Origin of the sequence: Leucobacter sp. HNU (genome assembly GCF_047946755.1) — a bacterium.
In the GTDB taxonomy this organism is placed as follows: Bacteria; Actinomycetota; Actinomycetes; order Actinomycetales; family Microbacteriaceae; genus Leucobacter.
Genome location: NZ_CP178837.1, coordinates 1025872 through 1041829 on the forward strand (window position 1 = coordinate 1025872; position 15958 = coordinate 1041829).

At 73.0% G+C, this 15958-nt stretch carries 10 protein-coding genes, 1 tRNA gene and 3 pseudogenes; 11 read left to right on the plus strand and 3 right to left on the minus strand.

The genetic code is table 11. The annotated features are described in order from the left end of the window. Nucleotides 1-25 precede the first annotated feature (25 nt). The 3 genes from AB3K78_RS05000 to ptsP all read left to right on the plus strand — a co-directional run bounded on the left by AB3K78_RS05000 (nucleotide 26) and on the right by ptsP (nucleotide 4118). Nucleotides 26-2071 carry a PTS fructose transporter subunit IIABC gene (locus AB3K78_RS05000; RefSeq protein WP_416446685.1) on the plus strand — a complete coding sequence of 682 codons (2046 nt, stop codon included), beginning with the start codon at nucleotides 26-28 and terminating at the stop codon, nucleotides 2069-2071. A 59-nt stretch (nucleotides 2072-2130) separates the two neighbouring features. Further along, entirely contained in the window at nucleotides 2131-2400 is a 270-nt protein-coding gene (locus AB3K78_RS05005; protein WP_416446687.1) for an HPr family phosphocarrier protein, read from the plus strand. A 68-nt stretch (nucleotides 2401-2468) separates the two neighbouring features. Further along, complete coding sequence (ptsP, locus tag AB3K78_RS05010) at nucleotides 2469-4118, plus strand: phosphoenolpyruvate--protein phosphotransferase (RefSeq protein ID WP_416446689.1); 1650 nt, start codon at nucleotides 2469-2471, stop codon at nucleotides 4116-4118. Nucleotides 4119-4136: 18 nt separating this feature from the next. Here ptsP and AB3K78_RS05015 read toward each other — a convergent pair. The 3 genes and pseudogenes from AB3K78_RS05015 to AB3K78_RS05025 form a co-directional block, all read right to left on the minus strand. Further along, nucleotides 4137-5365, minus strand: a pseudogene (locus AB3K78_RS05015) (glycoside hydrolase family 3 N-terminal domain-containing protein). Next, entirely contained in the window at nucleotides 5362-6588 is a 1227-nt protein-coding gene (locus tag AB3K78_RS05020) for an MFS transporter (protein ID WP_416446691.1), read from the minus strand. Before AB3K78_RS05020 ends, AB3K78_RS05015 begins: the two are co-directional and overlap by 4 nt. Further along, nucleotides 6585-7412 carry an SGNH/GDSL hydrolase family protein gene (locus AB3K78_RS05025; protein WP_416446693.1) on the minus strand — a complete coding sequence of 276 codons (828 nt, stop codon included), beginning with the start codon at nucleotides 7410-7412 and terminating at the stop codon, nucleotides 6585-6587. The genes AB3K78_RS05020 and AB3K78_RS05025 overlap by 4 nt, the downstream gene beginning before the upstream one ends. A 122-nt stretch (nucleotides 7413-7534) precedes the next feature. Between AB3K78_RS05025 and AB3K78_RS05030 the strand changes: the two genes are divergently transcribed. From AB3K78_RS05030 to AB3K78_RS05065, 8 genes and pseudogenes are all read left to right on the plus strand, one after another. Continuing rightward, the gene (locus AB3K78_RS05030) at nucleotides 7535-9346 is read left to right on the plus strand and encodes a DEAD/DEAH box helicase (RefSeq protein WP_416446695.1); all 1812 of its coding nucleotides are present in this window, start codon (nucleotides 7535-7537) and stop codon (nucleotides 9344-9346) included. Nucleotides 9347-9525: 179 nt separating this feature from the next. Further along, a tRNA-Leu gene (locus AB3K78_RS05035) sits at nucleotides 9526-9610 on the plus strand. Between the two features lie 153 nt (nucleotides 9611-9763). After that, entirely contained in the window at nucleotides 9764-10450 is a 687-nt protein-coding gene (locus AB3K78_RS05040; RefSeq protein WP_416446697.1) for a response regulator, read from the plus strand. Next, nucleotides 10447-12174, plus strand: coding sequence for a hypothetical protein (locus AB3K78_RS05045; RefSeq protein ID WP_416446699.1), 1728 nt, complete (start codon nucleotides 10447-10449; stop codon nucleotides 12172-12174). Before AB3K78_RS05040 ends, AB3K78_RS05045 begins: the two co-directional genes overlap by 4 nt. Nucleotides 12175-12215: 41 nt before the next feature. Continuing rightward, nucleotides 12216-12890 carry a GAP family protein gene (locus AB3K78_RS05050; protein WP_416446701.1) on the plus strand — a complete coding sequence of 225 codons (675 nt, stop codon included), beginning with the start codon at nucleotides 12216-12218 and terminating at the stop codon, nucleotides 12888-12890. Nucleotides 12891-12933: 43 nt separating this feature from the next. After that, nucleotides 12934-13875: pseudogene (locus AB3K78_RS05055) on the plus strand (carboxylesterase family protein); the annotation flags it as partial. Nucleotides 13876-14096: 221 nt separating this feature from the next. After that, nucleotides 14097-14354 (plus strand): annotated as a pseudogene (locus AB3K78_RS05060) (carboxylesterase family protein); the annotation flags it as partial. A gap of 226 nt (nucleotides 14355-14580) precedes the next feature. Beyond that, nucleotides 14581-15903: a M20/M25/M40 family metallo-hydrolase gene (locus tag AB3K78_RS05065; protein ID WP_416446703.1), complete on the plus strand. Its 1323-nt coding sequence runs from the start codon at nucleotides 14581-14583 to the stop codon at nucleotides 15901-15903. The last annotated feature ends 55 nt before the right edge of the window (nucleotides 15904-15958 follow it).

The following is a 15958-nucleotide window of genomic DNA, read 5'->3' on the forward strand; positions in this document are numbered from 1 at the left end:
CCGACCGCACCCGAAAGGACCCGACATGCCACTCATCAGTGACGAGCAGGTGGTGCTCGAGCTCACCGGCGCCGACCGGCACGAGGCCACCCGCGTGCTCGCGGAGCGCCTGGTGGCGACCGGCCGCTGCACCGACCTGGAGCGCTTCCTCGCCGATGTGCGCGAACGCGAGTCCAAGATGGCGACCGGGCTTCCCGGCGGCATCGGGATCCCGCACGCGCGCAGCGCGGCGATCACCGAGCCCTCGCTCGTGTTCGGCCGGATCGACGAGGAGGGGATCGACTGGGGGGCCAAGGACGGCCCTGCGCGGCTCGTGTTCCTCATCGCGGCGCCCGAAGGCGGCGGCGACGCGCACATGCAGGTGCTGCCGCAGCTGGCCCGCGCGCTGATGCGCGAGGACTTCCGCGCAGCGCTGCTCGTCGCGGAGACCCCCGCGGAGGTCGTCGCCATCGTCGACGAGCACGTGCGGCTCGAACCGGCCGCGGCTGCGGAAGAAACCGCGGCAGCAGCGGCGGAGGGCACGCCCGCCCGCCCGCTGCGTTTCGTCGCGGTCACCTCGTGCCCCACGGGCATCGCCCACACCTACATGGCCGCGGAGGCGCTCGAGCACGCCGCTCGGGAGGCCGGCCACGAGATCGCGGTCGAGACCCAGGGCTCGGCGGGAGCCACCCCGCTCACCGCCGCGCAGATCGCCGCGGCCGACGCGGTCGTGTTCGCGCACGACGTCGAGGTCAAGGACCGCGCGCGGTTCGCGGGCAAGCCCACCGTCGACGTCGGAGTGAAGCAGGCGATCTCCGACGGGCCCGCACTGCTCGAGCAGGCCGCCGAGCTGGCGGCCGCGTGGGCAGCGGATCCGGCGAAGGCCGCGCGGGCCACGGGCGATGCCGCCGCGAGTGCGGAACCCGACGCCCAGGCCGAGCAGAAGGTCGGCGCGGGCACGAAGCTGCGCCAGTGGCTCATGACCGGCGTCTCCTACATGATCCCGTTCGTCGCGGCCGGCGGAATCCTCATCGCGCTCTCGTTCATGCTCGCCCAGATCGCCCTGGGCGAGCGGGGCGCGATCGAGATCGTCAAGTACGGCCTGACGAGCGCCGACGAGTTCAACATCGCCCAGCACTTCGACGTGACGAGCCTCACCTCGTGGGCGGCGCTCTGCTTCGTGATCGGCTCGGCCTCCTTCGGCTTCCTCGTCCCGATCCTCTCGGGGTACATCGCCTTCGCGATCGCCGACCGGCCGGGTCTCGTTCCCGGCATCGTGGGCGGTGCGATCGCGACGAGCATGAACGCCGGATTCCTCGGCGGCATCGTCACCGGTCTCCTCGCGGGCGCGCTCGCCCGATGGATCTCGAGCTGGAAGGTGCACCGCGGCGTGCGCGGCGTCATGCCCGTCGTCGTCATCCCGCTGCTGTCGACCCTCCTCACGACGGGCCTCTTCATCACCGTGCTCGGTCGTCCCATCGTCGGCCTCATGACCGCGATGAACGACGGGCTGAACGGCCTGACCGGCGCGGGCGTGCTCGTCCTCGGCCTGATCCTCGGCGCGATGATGGGCTTCGACCTCGGCGGGCCCGTCAACAAGGTCGCCTACGGCTTCGCCACCGCGGGGCTGTCGGCCGCGGGCGCCGCGATGGACGCGCCCCAGCTCAAGATCATGGCCGCCGTCATGGCCGCCGGAATGGTCGCACCCCTCGCCCTCGCGCTCGCCACCGCCGTGCGCCCCAGGCTGTTCTCCGCACCCGAGCGCGAGAACGGCAAGGCCGCCTGGCTGCTCGGCGCCTCCTTCATCTCGGAGGGCGCGATCCCGTTCGCCGCGGCGGACCCCATCCGCATCATCGTCGCCTCGACCATCGGCTCCGCCGTGACGGGCGGCCTCGTGATGCTCTTCGGAGCGACGCTCCGCGCCCCGCACGGCGGCATCTGGGTGCTGCCGCTCATCGGCCAGCCGTTGCTGTTCGTCGCAGCGCTCGCCGCCGGCGTCCTCGTGACGGCCGCCCTCGTGATCATCCTGAAGGGCTCGGCCGCGCGCCGCGCCGCGGGCACGACCGCGGTCGCCGCTCCGGTAGCCCGCTGACCCGAACGGCCGCCGACCGGCGGTCGCCCATCCACCCCGCATCGCACTGAGGAGTCATCATGGCCACCCGTTCCGTCACCATCGCATCGTCCGTCGGCCTGCACGCCAGGCCCGCATCCCTGTTCGTCGAGGCCGTCGGAGAGTCCGGGCTCGAGGTCGAGATCGGCCGACCCGGTGAACCCGCGGTCGACGCCGGCAGCATCCTCGGCGTCATGGCGCTCGGCGCGAAGCACGGCGAGGAGGTCGTGCTGACCGCCGAGGGCGCCGACGCCGATGCCGTGCTCGAGCGCCTCGTCGCGCTGCTGTCCACGGACCTGGACGCCCAGTGACCTCCGCCGGCGGCGCGACCGGGTCGGCCGCAGTGGGACAGGCTCCGGAGACCCGTCGGGGCATCGGCGTGAGCCCAGGCTCCGCCGCGGGCCCCGTCGTGCAGGTCGCGTCGCCGGTGGAGCCGCCGCACAACGAAGCGGCGGCCGCGGATCCGGCCGCGGCCGCGGAACAGGCGGTCGCCGCCTTCATGCGCGTGGCCGGAGCCCTCGACGCGAAGGCCATGAACGCCGATGCCACCGCGCGCGACGTGCTCAAGGCCACGGCGATGATCGCGCGCGACCGGTCCCTGCACCGGGCGGTCGCGAAACACCTCGGGACCGGCCAGGGGATCGCGACCTCCATCGCGCTCTCGATCGACGAGTTCGCCGCCCAGTTCGAAGCGCTCGGCGGCTACTTCGCGGAGCGGGTCACCGATCTGCGGGACGTGGGCTCGCGCGCCATCGCCGAGGTGCTCGGTGTGCAGGCCCCGGGAGTGCCGGAGCTCACCGAGCCGAGCATCGTCGTCGCCGAGGACCTCGCGCCCGCCGAGACCGCGACGCTCGACCGCTCCCTCGTGCTCGGCATCGTGACCCGTGCGGGCGGCCGCACCAGCCACACCGCCATCCTCGCCGCGCAGATGGGGATCCCCGCGGTGGTGCAGCTGCCGGACGCGACCGCCATCCCGAGCGGCACGCCCATCTCGATCGACGGCGACAGCGGCATCGTCGTGCTGCACCCCGACCCGGAGTCCGTGGAGGCGCAGCGGCGTACGCGCGAACGGCGGGCCGCGGCGCTGGCCGAGGCCCGCGGCCCCGGCATGACCGCAGACGGCCACCCCGTCGCGCTGCTCGCCAACATCGGCGGCGCGGAGGACGCCGAGATCGCCGCAGGGCAGGATCTCGAGGGCGTCGGCCTCTTCCGCACCGAGTTCGTCTTCCTCTCGGCCGAACAGGCCCCGACGGTCGCCGAGCAGACCGAGATCTACCGACGCGTCTTCGCGCCGTTCGGCGCCCGGCGCATCGTCGTCCGCACGCTCGACGCCGGTGCCGACAAGCCGCTCGCCTTCGCCGACCTGGGAGCGGAGGAGAACCCCGCGCTCGGACGACGCGGCCTCCGCCTCTCGCAGGCCCGGCCCGAACTGCTCGACGCGCAGCTCGAGGCGCTCGCGGCGGCGGCCGATGCCACCGGAGCGGACGTGCGAGTCATGGCGCCGATGGTCGCGACGCCGGCCGAAGCCCGCTGGTTCGCCGAACGGGTTCGTTCGGCGGGGCTCGGCTCCGCCGGAGTGATGATCGAGGTGCCGGCCGCCGCGCTGCGAGCCGAGCAGGTGCTCGGCGCCGTCGACTTCGGCAGCCTCGGCACCAACGACCTCGCCCAGTACACGATGGCGGCGGACCGGATGCAGGGAGAGCTCTCGGAACTCCTGGATCCCTGGCAGCCCGCCGTGCTGGACGTGATCGCCGCCGCGGCATCCGGCGCGCGCGCCGCGGGGAAGCCGCTCGGCGTGTGCGGGGAATCCGCCGGAGACCCGCTGCTCGCGCTCGTGCTCGCGGGCCTCGGCGTCGCCAGCCTCTCGATGGCGCCGGGCAAGGTGCCCGCCGTGCGCCTCGCGCTCTCGGTGCACGAGCTCGCGGACTGCGAACGACTCGCCGGGCTCGCCCGCGCCGCGGAGAACCCGGAGGGCGCCCGCGAGGCGGTTCGCGGGGCCGTGGCGAGGGAACTCGCCGAACTGCTCTGATCCGAGCGGATTCGCGCGTCAGCTCGCGGGCGGCTTCCAGCCCGCGAGCTCGAGGCGCAGCTCGGTGACGCGGGTCGCGGCATCGGCCAGCCGCGCTTCGGGAACGGTCTTCGCGGCGACCGCGGCGACGATCCCGTCGATCGCGCCGGTTGCCGTCGCCTGATCCGAACCGATCACCATGAGCAGCAGATCGTTGCCGGCGGCGAGGGCGTCCACGGCGTTCTTCGTCGGATCGGCGTACGCGGGATCGCCCGACGACAGCAGCATGCCGAGGTCGTCCGTCACCGCGACACCCGTGAATCCGAGGTCCGTGCGGGCGATCCGGTGCCAGGCCGCCGAGAGCGAGGCGGGCTCGGCGTCCACGGCCGTGTAGGCGAGGTGCCCGAACATCAGCAGCTGGGCGCCGGCCTCGATGCCGGCGGTGAAGGGCGGAGCCTCGTCGCGCTGCCAGCTCGCGCGGTCGAGGTCGGTCCGGGGATCCCGCTGTGGGAGTCGCCCGGTGCCGCGCCGTGCCCGGGGAAGTGCTTGAGCGTCGAGGCGACGAGCCCGCGCTCGCCCGCGACGGCTGCGGCGACGCGTGGCCCGGAATCGGCGGCGTTCTCGCCGAGCACGCGGCCGAAGATGAAGCTGTTCGGGTCGGCGGTGACGTCCGCCACGATGCCGAAGTTGACCGTGACGCCGCCGGAGTGGAGCAGCGCGGCGCGCGATCGGAAGGCGGCGGTGGTCTGCGCGGGTGGCTGCGCGCGGAGGTCGCCGGCTCCGGGCAGGTCGTCCCAGGGGAGCCGCGTGACCTCGCCGCCCTCCTCGTCGATGCCGGTCAGCAGGGGGAGTGCGGGGTCGGGGCTCAGGCCGGCGGTGAGCGTGCGCAGCTCCTGCGGGGTGCCGGGGACGTTGCCGCCCATGAGGATCAGCCCGCCGAGGTGCTGCTGCGCGGCGAAGGCGCGCCCCGGTGCCGGGTCGGTGCCCTCGAATCCGGCCATCACGATGGACCCGGCGCGCTCGCGCGGACTCCAGGAAGCGACGAGCCGCTGGGCTTCGGCGTGCCGGAGCTCCTCGAGGGTGGGCGGCGGCGGAGCGGTCTGCGTCGGCTTCGGGGCGCTGGAACTCGGGCGGGCCGGTGCCGGCTCGGGTGCGCAGCCGGACGCGCCGAGCAGCAGCGCCGCCGCCCCGACCGCGGCGAGCGCGGTGGCGAGGCGTCCGTGCGCGCGCGGAGCTCCGCGCGCGGCCAGCGCTGCGCGGCGGCTCATCGGCGGGACCGCCGCTCGACGGCGCGGCTCAGCCACGCGCAGAGGAACCCGACGAGCCCCAGCAGCGCGCCGGCCCAGAGCGGCGAGACGAAGCCCCAGCCCCACGAGATGAGTGCGCCGGCGACGGCCGCGCCGATGGCGTTGCCGATGTTCAGCGCCGAGTGGTTGAGCGCGGCGGCGAGCGTGTGCGCATCGCCCGCGACGTCCATGAGGCGGACCTGCACCGACGGCACCATCACGGAGCCGACCGTTCCGATGAGGAACAGCCCGATGGTGAGCGGGATCGGGAACGGTGCGAGCAGCGCCGTGCCGGCGAGCAGCACGGAGAAGACGGGCATGAGGCCGATGAGGGTGCGGATCGCGCCCCCGTCGGCGAGCCGCCCGCCCAGCAGGTTGCCCGCGGTCATGCCCAGCCCGACCACCGCGAGCAGCCACGGCACCGCGGTCGCGGGCAGCCCGGCGACCTCGGTGGTCAGGGACGCGACGGTGCTGTAGACCGCGAAGAACCCGGCGAAGCCGATGGAGCCGATCGCGACGGCGATCCACACGCCCGGTCGGCGCAGCGCCGACAGCTCGGTGCGGATCGAGGTACCGGGACCGTGCTCGCCGCGCGGAAGGGTCAGGGCGATGGCGACGGTCGCGACCGCGAAGATCGCCGCGATCGTGAGCACGGCGACGCGCCAGCTCGTCGCGTGGCCGATCGCGGTGATGAGGGGCACGCCGAGCACGTTCGAGACGGCGAGGCCGAGCAGCACCGACGCCGCTCCTCGGCCGCGCATGCCCGGCCCCATGAGGTCGGCCGCGGCGAGTCCGGCGATGCCGAAGTACGCGCCGTGCGGCAACCCCGAGACGAATCGGGCGAGGACCGCGAGCTCGAACGTGGGTGCGGCCGCGGTCGCGATGGAGGCGAGCGCGAACGCGCCGGCCAGCGCGATCAGCACGGGACGGCGGGGGAACCTCGCGAGCCAGGCGGCGAGCGTCGGAGCGCCGACGACGACGCCGATCGCGTAGGCGGACACGAGCATCGCCGCGCGGCCGAGCGCCGCGTCCGGGTCGCTGCGGTGCAGCTCGGGCAGCAGATCGGCCGCGAGCTCGGGCAGCAGGCCCATGGCGGCGAACTCGGTCGCGCCGATGCCGAAGCCGCCGATGGCGAGCGCGAAGAGCGCCGGCCGGATGCTGCGGGCGGGAGAGGACCCCGGTGCCGTGCTCGGGTCCGGGGTCACGCGAGGTCCGCGTCGTGCCGCGGCAGGTGCACGGCCCCGGGCTGCGGCCGCTTGGGCTCGATGTGATCGCCGGACGAGACGTGCTTGATGCGTCGGATGACCCAGGGCACGAGGTGCTCGCGCGCCCAGACCACGTCCTCCTTGCGGGCTTCGCGCCAGGTGCGCACCGGCAACGGCGGCGGGTCGAGCGGGGCGAGGTCGTTCGGCACGTTCAGCGCGTCGAGGGCCGCGCGCGCGATGGTGTGGTGGCCCAGCGCGTTCAGGTGCAGCCGATCGCCCGCCCAGTAGCGGCTGTCCTGCAGCTGCTCGAGCGCCCACTGGTCGACCACGAAGCAGTCGTGCCGCTGCGCGACCTTGCGCACGTTCTCGTTGAAGATGGCGACCTTGCCGCGGATTGAGCGGAAGACCGGCTGGAAGCGCGTATCGACGCCCGTGAAGAGGATCACCGTCGCGCCGGTCTCGCGCAGCCGGGACACGATCGACTCGAGCTGCTCGGCGACCGCATCGGGGTCGGTGCCCGGGCGGATCACGTCGTTGCCGCCCGCGCAGACGCTCACCAGGTCCGGGCGCAGATCGAGGGCGACGTCGAGCTGCTCCTCGGAGATCTGGCCGATCAGCTTGCCGCGCACCGCGAGGTTCGCATAGGCGAACTCGGGATCGTGCTCCGCGAGCACCTCCGCGAAACGGTCGGCCCAGCCGCGCAGGCCGCCGGGGCTCTCGGGATCCGGATCCCCGAGGCCCTCGGTGAACGAGTCGCCGATCGCGACGAACCGCGACCAGGGCAGTTCCAGCGGAATCGCGTCGTTCGCCAATTCGTCGGACATCGCGGGAATCCTCTCGGTCGGCGGGGGAGCGACCGCGCAACGGCGCCGAACTCGGTGCTCGGACGTCTGCCGGTCGCGAACCCGGGCACGTCGTCCGGGCGCACCGGCTAGTCTAGAACGTTGTGACTGACTCGGACCACGGCCTCCACCTGCCGGGCACGAGCGCAGCCGAGCACCTGCCCCCGGCCTATCCGGAGCGCGCCGCGCACGGCACCGCGGGAACCCTGCGGGCCTGGCAGGAAGAGGCGATTCGCCAGTACCTGGAACGCGAACCGCTCGACTTCCTCGCCTCCGCGACGCCGGGAGCGGGAAAGACGACGTTCGCGCTCCGCCTGGCGTCGATCCTGCGCGCGAACCGCACCGTCTCGCAGGTGATCGTCGTCGCGCCCACCGAACACCTGAAGACGCAGTGGGCCGACGCGGCGGCGCGCGCCGGGATCCGGCTCAACCCCTACTACTCCAACGGCGACGGGCTCGGCTACGGCTCGCACTACCACGGCATCGTCGTCACCTACGCCCAGGTCGCCATGAAGCCGGTGCAGCACCGGCTCATCACCGAGAACGCCGACACGCTCGTGATCCTCGACGAGGTGCACCACGGCGGCGACGCGCTGAGCTGGGGCGACGGGATCCGCGAGGCCTACGCGACCGCCAAGCGGCGGCTCTCGCTCACGGGCACCCCGTTCCGCTCCGACGACGCGCCGATCCCGTTCGTCACGTACGCGCCGCAGGGCGACGGGTCGAAGGTCTCGGTCACCGACTACGACTACGGCTACGGTCGTGCCCTCGCCGACGGGGTCGTCCGCCCCGTGGTGTTCATGGTCTACGCGGGCAAGATGCGCTGGCAGACCTCCGCGGGCGAGGAGATGGAGGCGCGGCTCGGCGAAGGCAACACGAAGGACGTGACCTCGCAGGCCTGGCGCACCGCCCTCGATCCCGCCGGCGACTGGATCTCGCAGGTGCTGCGCGCCGCCGACCGCCGCCTGAGCGAGGTGCGGCGCTCGATCCCCGATGCGGGCGGGCTCGTGATCGCGACCGATCACGCCGCCGCGAAGGCGTACGCGAAGCAGCTCCGCGAGATCACCGGCGAGGAGGTCGCCCTGATCCTGTCCGACGACGCGGGCGCCTCCGACCGCATCGACGAGTTCTCGAAGGGTGAGTCCCGCTGGATGGTCGCCGTGCGCATGGTGTCGGAGGGCGTCGACGTGCCCCGCCTCGCCGTCGGGGTGTACGCCACCAGCTCCTCCACCCCGCTGTTCTTCGCCCAGGCGATCGGCCGCTTCGTGCGCTCCCGCAGGCGCGGCGAGGTCGCCTCGGTCTTCATCCCCAACGTGCCGGCGCTCATGCAGCTCGCGCAGGAGATGGAGAAGGAGCGCGGGCACGTGCTCGAGGGGCCGAAGAGCGCTGAGGAGATGTGGGACGCCGAAGCGGCGCTCATGGCCGAGGCCGAGCGCGAGGACAAGGCGTCCTCCGAACTCGCCGACGGCGAGGGCTTCGTCTACCAGGCGCTCGGCTCCGACGCGCACTTCGACCGCGCCGTGTTCGACGGCGCCGAGTTCGGCGGCTACGCCGAGGTCGAGAGCGAGGAGGAGCTCGAATTCCTCGGGTTCCCCGGCCTGCTCGAGCCCCACGAGGTGAAGGCGGTGCTGCAGCAGCGGCAGGCCCGGCAGGCGCGCAGCAGCGCGACGAAGCAAGGGATCCTCGAGCACGCGCCCGAGAAGGCCGAAGCCCCCGGGGCGCTGCACCGCACGCTGGGGGAGCAGCGCAAGCTCCTGAACAGCCTCGTCGGCATGTACTCGAAGGTGTCGGGGGATCCGCATCCCGCGGTGCACACGGAACTGCGCCGCATCTGCGGCGGGCCCGCCGTCGCCCAGGCGAGCGTGTCGCAGCTGCAGAAACGGATCGAGCTGCTGCGTCGGCGGCTCAGCCCGTAGCACTCGGGAGGCGGCTCCGGACCGCGGTGCGGATCGGGGCGGATCGACTCGTGAGAATCCGCTCCACGGGCCGCGACGCGCGCGGGTTTCCGATCCGGTTCGTCGGGTCTCGGGAACCGTGCTAGAGTTTATCTCTGTTGCCGGAACAAGCCGCGAGGTTCGATCCGGAGGCAGTGTTCGCGCGGGTGGCGGAATGGCAGACGCGCTAGCTTGAGGTGCTAGTGCCCGTATTAGGGCGTGGGGGTTCAAGTCCCCCTCCGCGCACGCGAACGAAAAGGCCCCGGCCGAGATTCTTCTCGGCCGGGGCCTTGCATGCCCCGTCCGTTCTCCTGCCGGGAGCCGTTCGGCGGTGGTCCGCTCGTCGGTTCGGCCTCTAACCGTCCGCGAACGGGTGCTCGCCCGCGATACCGTTGACCCGTGGCCGCGGAGTGGGTACGACGGGTGCTGGTCGTCGAGGATCAGGGCGCGTTGCGCGCGCTCGTGCACGACCTGTTCGCTCGCGGCGGCTTCGCCGTCGAGAGCTGCGCGTCCGGGGTCGACGCACTCGCCGTCTTCGCCGAGTTCGATCCCGATGCGCTCGTCGCCGACATCGACCTCGGTTCCCGCCCGGACGGCATCGAACTCGCGACGGCGTTGCGTCGCCTCGCGCCGCACCTCGGAGTCGTGTTCCTGACGAACTATCCGCGCCGGGCCGCGGGGACGGAGGCGTTCGGACTGCCGGGTGCCGTGTTCGTGGGCAAGGCCGAGCTCGAATCGCCCGAGCAGATCCTCGCCGCCCTGGAACGGGCGCTCCGTCCCAGTGGGCCAGCGGATCCGGCGAACACGTCTTCGGAGGACCTCTCGGCCTCGGCGCGGGTGACCGCGTGCGGCGGGACCGGCGGGGGAGTGACCGCCCTCACCAGGCACCAGCTCGCCGTGCTCGGCATGGTCGCCCGAGGATGGTCCAACGAGCAGATCGCCCAGCACTCCGGTGCGACCGTGCGTGCCGTCGAGCGATCCATCAGCCGCATCTTCGACCGGCTCGGCGTCTCCGGGGATCCCGCCACCAGCCCGCGGGTGGCGGCGGCCGCCCGATACTTCGCCGCGTTCGGTCCGAGGCAGTGAGGCGCTTCTCCCAGGCGCTGCGCACCGTGATCGAGCGGGGTCCGCTGCTCAGCCGGTGGTCGGCCTGCGGAACCCTGCCGATCGCCCTCAGCGTCATGGGGCCGTTCCTCGGACCGAGGGCTCCGCAGCAGTTCCCCGAGCTGCTGCTCGCCGCGCTGGCCTCCTGGGTGGTCATCGCCGGTCTCCTCTGCATTCCCGCAGGCATTGCGCGTGCGATCCTCTCTCCGGGGGCACGGACCGTCCTGGTCGGAGCGCCCGTGCTCCTGCTCTCCGCGGCGCGTCCGCTTCTCACCGACCTGTGCGCCGCGCTCCTCGGCGCAGACCCCCCACCCGCGCAGTGGCTTCCGTTCCGCATCGCGACGAACGTCGTCGTCTGGCCGATCCTGCTGCTCGTCATCGCCGTGATCGTCGCCTCGTTCAGGGGGCTGCGCATCGCCAACCGGCGACTCGCAGAGGCGACCGAGTCGGGCCGCACCGATGCGGATCGGCTCCGCGCCCGCGAAGACGCGGCCCGCTCCGCGACCGCGGCGTGCGCGGTCGAGCTCCGGACCCGGCTGAGAGGGCTCGACGCGAGCCCCGATGCCGTGCGGGTCTTCGGGACCGGACCCGTGCGCGACTGGTCTCGCAGACTCGCGGAACTCGCCGATGCCGATCTCGCCGATGCCGTGCCGCTCTCCCGTCCATCGGATCCCGCAGCAGCGGCCGCTCGCGAGACGGCGACCCCGCGGCTCCGCCTGCCGCCCATGGGCACGGTGCCGTGCGCATACGCGCTCGCCGTGCTCCCGTACGCGGTGCACACGGTCGCTCCGCTCACGCTCGCGGCCGGCGCGCTGACGATCCTCCTCAGCGGTGTCGTCGTCGACCTGTCCGCTCGGCGGCTCAGGCACGGCACGGCGCTGTTCGCGGTGCTCTGGGGCATCGTCGGCCTCTCGCTCGCCGCGGCTCAGCTCGTGGATCCCGCGCTGCCCGCGCATTACGCGTGGGTACCGGCCATCGCGATCCCCCTGATCGCCCTGGCCGCCGAGCGGACCTCCGCGCTGGTGCACGGGCTGCGCTCGGAGGAGCGACGGCTCGAGGCCGCCCTGCTCGCCCGTCGACGACGACTGGCCGAGGGGGATGCGGACACCACTCGCGCCCTGCGCGCGGCTGCCGGGGTCCTGCATCGGGACGTGCAGGGCGCGTGCGTGCACTTCGCCGCTGCGAACGCGAACGCCGGCGCCGACGATCGGGGCGCCAGCGCGTGGCGCGCCGCATGCGGCGCGGCGCTCGACCGGGTGGACCGGATCTTCGAGACGGAGCCGGAGCCGGCCCCCGGCTGCGAACGACTCGCCGCGACGCTGCGCTCCTGGAGCCTCGTGCTCGCACTGGACGTGCGCATCGACGCCGGGGCCAGGCAGGAACTGGAGCGCTCGGACGCGCTCGCCGAACGGGCGCTCGAAGTCGTGACCGAGGGACTCGTGAACGCCGTCAAGCACACCCACGGCCGTGCGGCCTCCGTGCGCGCGACCCGCATCCCGACCGGTGGCGGGCCGATAGTGCAGGTGGATGTCGTCGCACCCGGCGTACTCCCGCCCGCCGCCGCGCTCCGCCCGAACGCCCCCGCGGCCGCGCTGGGCGCCGAACTGCTGCAGAGCGGCACCGACACGGTGCTCCGCGCCCGGCTCCGTGCGCCCGCTGTCGTGCCACCCGAACATCGAGCCGAAGCGTCGAACGCCGCGGGCTAGAGTCGCGGTCGCCCCGCGCGAACCGCCTCGAGAGGACCGGCGTGAACGATCTGACACAGCTCATCCCGCTCGCCGTCGGCGCGGTCATCTCTCCGCTCCCCATCGTGGCGACGGTCGCGATCCTGCTCTCGACCCGTGGCCGCGCGAACGGCGCCGCCTTCGCCGTTTCGGCCGTCCTCGTCGCGTTCGCGCTGACGCTCATCGCCGCACTCACCTCCTCCCGCGCCGGAGCACACCGCTCCGACGGCGACGAGCTCGTCGTCATGATCGTCACGACGGCGCTCGTGCTCGGTTTCGCGGCGCTCGCATCGATCAGCTGGGCGACCCGACCCCGCGACGGACGACCCGCGCAGACGCCGGGCTGGCTCGCCGCCGTCGACTCCATCTCGCCGGTCCGCGCAGCCGGCCTGGGCCTCGTCATGGGGTTTACCAACGCGAAGAACCTCCCCATCGAGCTCAAAGCGGGAGCGCTCATCGGCGCCCAAGACCTGCCGCTGCTCGGCATGATCGGACTCGCGGCGATCTTCGCACTCGGAGCGACGGGCGGAGTGCTCGCGCTGACGGCGCTCGCCGCAACCGGATCGGCGCGCATCGTGCGATCACTCGCCCGGCTCAAGGCCGAGATGATCACCCACAACGCGGTGATCATGACCGTGCTCTTCGCGATCCTGGCGGCTTCCGAGGCCGGTCACCTGATCCGCATGCTCCTGCACTGACCCCGCACCGAATCCCGAACCCGCACCCGAGAGAGGACCGAAGATGACTTCCGAACATCGCATCGCCGAGGCGCCGGCCGGCCGCTTCGACGGAGAGGACCGCGACGGGATCCGTCGATGGCTGGGGATCCGCTATGCGCTCGCACCGACCGGAGCGCTGCGCTGGCGCGATCCGGCCGCCGCACCCGATCTGGGCGATGCCGTGGTTCCCGCGAGGTCCTACGGTCCCGCCGCTCCGCAGCAGCCGAACCCGGCGGTGCCGCTCGGTCCGGACACGGCCATGGGCGAGGACTGCCTCTTCCTGAACGTGTGGGCGCCCGAGTCGGTGTCCGCGCCCGGCTCCGCGAACGCCCGTCCGGTGATGGTCTGGATCCACGGCGGCGCGTACACCTTCGGCTCCGCGTCGCAGCCGCTGTTCGACGGCGCCGCCCTGGTCCGGGCGGGCGACGTCGTGCTCGTCACGATCAACTACCGGCTCGGCGCCCTCGGCTTTCTCGACCTCTCGCGCATCGCGCCCGGAGAATTCGACGGCAACCTCGCGCTCAAGGACGTGCTGCTCGCCCTGCGGTGGGTGCGGCGCAACATCGCCGCGTTCGGCGGGGATCCGGACCGCGTGACGGTCTTCGGCGAGTCGGCCGGCGGCGGGCTCGTGACGACGCTGCTCGCGACGCCGTCGGCCGAGGGACTGTTCCACCGGGCGATCGCGCAGTCCTCGCCCGTCTCCAGCGTCTACGGGCCGGAGCGGGCGCTGCGCGTCGCCGAGCGCTTCCTCGCCGAGGTCGGCCAGACGCTCGAAGGCGGCGAGGTCGACTCGGCCGGTCTCCGGGAACTCCCGGTCGACGAGATCGTGCGGGCCGGAACCGCCGTCTACGCGAGCGTGCCCGACGACGCTCCGGGCACGCTCGCCTTTGCTCCGGTGATCGACGGCGCGCTCGTGCCCGAGGCTCCCGTGACGGTGCTCAGCGAGGGGCGGGGAATCCCGATCCCGCTCATCATCGGCACGAACCGCGATGAGGCGTCGCTGTTCAAATTCATGAAGTCGCCGCTCATCCCGATCACGGGAGACCGCCTGCAGCGGATGTTCGACGACATGCGCGCCCAGCTCCCGGGCGCCGATCTGCCCTCCGAATCCCAGGTACTGGGGGCCTACGAGGAGCCCGGCATCGCGCGCTCGGACTCGGCATCGCGCGGGACATCGGATTCCGCATGCCGAGTCTCTGGGCCGCCGAGGGGCACGCCCGGGTCGCGCCGGTCTGGTGCTACCGCTTCGACCACAGCAGCCCCTTCCTGCACCTCATCGGGCTCGGCGCGACGCACGCGACAGAGCTACCGTACCTCTGGGGCAATCTCGACGGGGGTCCGAAGGACCCGACGTTCCGGCTCGGCGGGCGGCGGATCGCGCGTCGGATCTCGGCCCGGATGCAGCAGCGGTGGACCGGGTTTGCGCACGGCCGCGATCCCGACGCGGACGGCGCGGCGCAGTGGTTGCCGTACACCGCGGACGTCCGCGACACCCTGGTGATCGACGGCGTCGACCGGAGCGCGCCGGACCTGGATCGCGCGCTCCGCCTGGGCTGGGGCGACCGCGTGCTGACCTTCGAGTGAGCGGATCGAGGCGACTGTGACCCCGGATTGCGGGGTTCCGCTGGGAACCGCCCACCGCCGGCCCCGCTCCGGATAGCCTGGACCCATGAGTCAGGAGCGCACCGAGACCACCGAACCGCACCTCTCCGAGACGGCCCGCATCGCGCGGGATCTGATCCGGTTCGACACCTCGAACCGGGGGAACGGCGACGCCAACCCGGAGGCGGACGCCGCGGCGTACGTTGCGGCCTATCTCGCCGAGCTCGGGCTCGAGCCGACGACGATCGAGTCGGAGCCGGGGCGGGCGAGCGTGGTCGCCCGCGTCTCGGGCCGGGAACCCGGGCTGCCCGCGCTCGTGCTGCACGGCCACCTCGACGTCGTCCCGGCCGATCCCGTCAACTGGAGCGTCGACCCGTTCGCGGGCGAGATCCGCGATGGCATGCTGTGGGGCCGCGGTGCGGTCGACATGAAGGACATGGACGCCATGATCCTCACCGCGATCGCCGAACTGCTGCGCGCGGGGGAGCGTCCCCGGCGCGACGTCATCGTCGCGTTCTTCGCCGACGAGGAGAACGGCGGGATCTTCGGCTCCCACCATCTCGTCGACCACCATCCCGAACTGTTCGCGGGCGCCGGTACGGCGATCAGCGAGGTCGGCGGGTACTCGGTCGACATCGCTGGCACCCGTGCCTACCTGATCCAGACGGGCGAGAAGTCGCTCGACTGGATCCGCCTGCGGGCCCGAGGCACCGCCGCGCACGGGTCACGGGTCTGGCGGGACAACGCGGTGACCCGGCTCGCCGAGGCCGTTGCCGCGCTCGGGCGACACGAGTGGCCCGTCGCGCTCTGCGACACCACCCGCGAACTCGTCGACGCCATCGCCGAGATCTTCGGCGAGGACCCGCACGAGATCGATCCCGAGCAGCTCGTGCTGAGCACCGGCGCGGGCGGCGGCTTCATCCACGCGAGCCTGCGCACCACCACGAACCCCACCGTGCTCCAGGCGGGCTACAAGCACAACGTGATCCCCGACACCGCCGAGGCGCTCGTCGACGTGCGCACCCTCCCCGCCAACCAGGCCGGGATCCTCGACGAGGTGCAGCGGATCGTCGGAGAGGACATCGAGATCGAGGCGCTGCACTCCGACATCGGCCTCGAGGTGCCGTTCGGCGGGGAGCTGGTCGACGCCATGACCGCGAGCCTGCGGAAGCACGACCCCGAGGCGCGGGTGCTCCCGTACCTGCTCTCGGGCGGCACCGACAACAAGGCGTTGTCGAAGCTCGGCATCACGGGCTACGGCTTCGCCCCGCTCCGCCTGCCCGCCGACCTCGATTTCCCCGGCATGTTCCACGGGGTCGACGAGCGCGTGCCGCTCGACGCCCTCGACTTCGGGCACCGCGTGCTCGTCGACCTGCTGAGGGACTACTGAGACGGCGGCGGCGCGCCGTGGCGCGCTGGCAATCTTGAGGGAACCGGTCCGCCCG

Excerpts from the sequence above, each read along its gene's own strand:
- AB3K78_RS05000 (WP_416446685.1), top strand. The coding sequence starts at position 26 with ATGCCACTCATCAGTGACGAGCAGGTGGTGCTCGAGCTCACCGGCGCC.
- AB3K78_RS05005 (WP_416446687.1), top strand. The coding sequence starts at position 2,131 with ATGGCCACCCGTTCCGTCACCATCGCATCGTCCGTCGGCCTGCACGCC.
- AB3K78_RS05025 (WP_416446693.1), bottom strand. The coding sequence starts at position 7,412 with ATGTCCGACGAATTGGCGAACGACGCGATTCCGCTGGAACTGCCCTGG.
- AB3K78_RS05065 (WP_416446703.1), top strand. The coding sequence starts at position 14,581 with ATGAGTCAGGAGCGCACCGAGACCACCGAACCGCACCTCTCCGAGACG.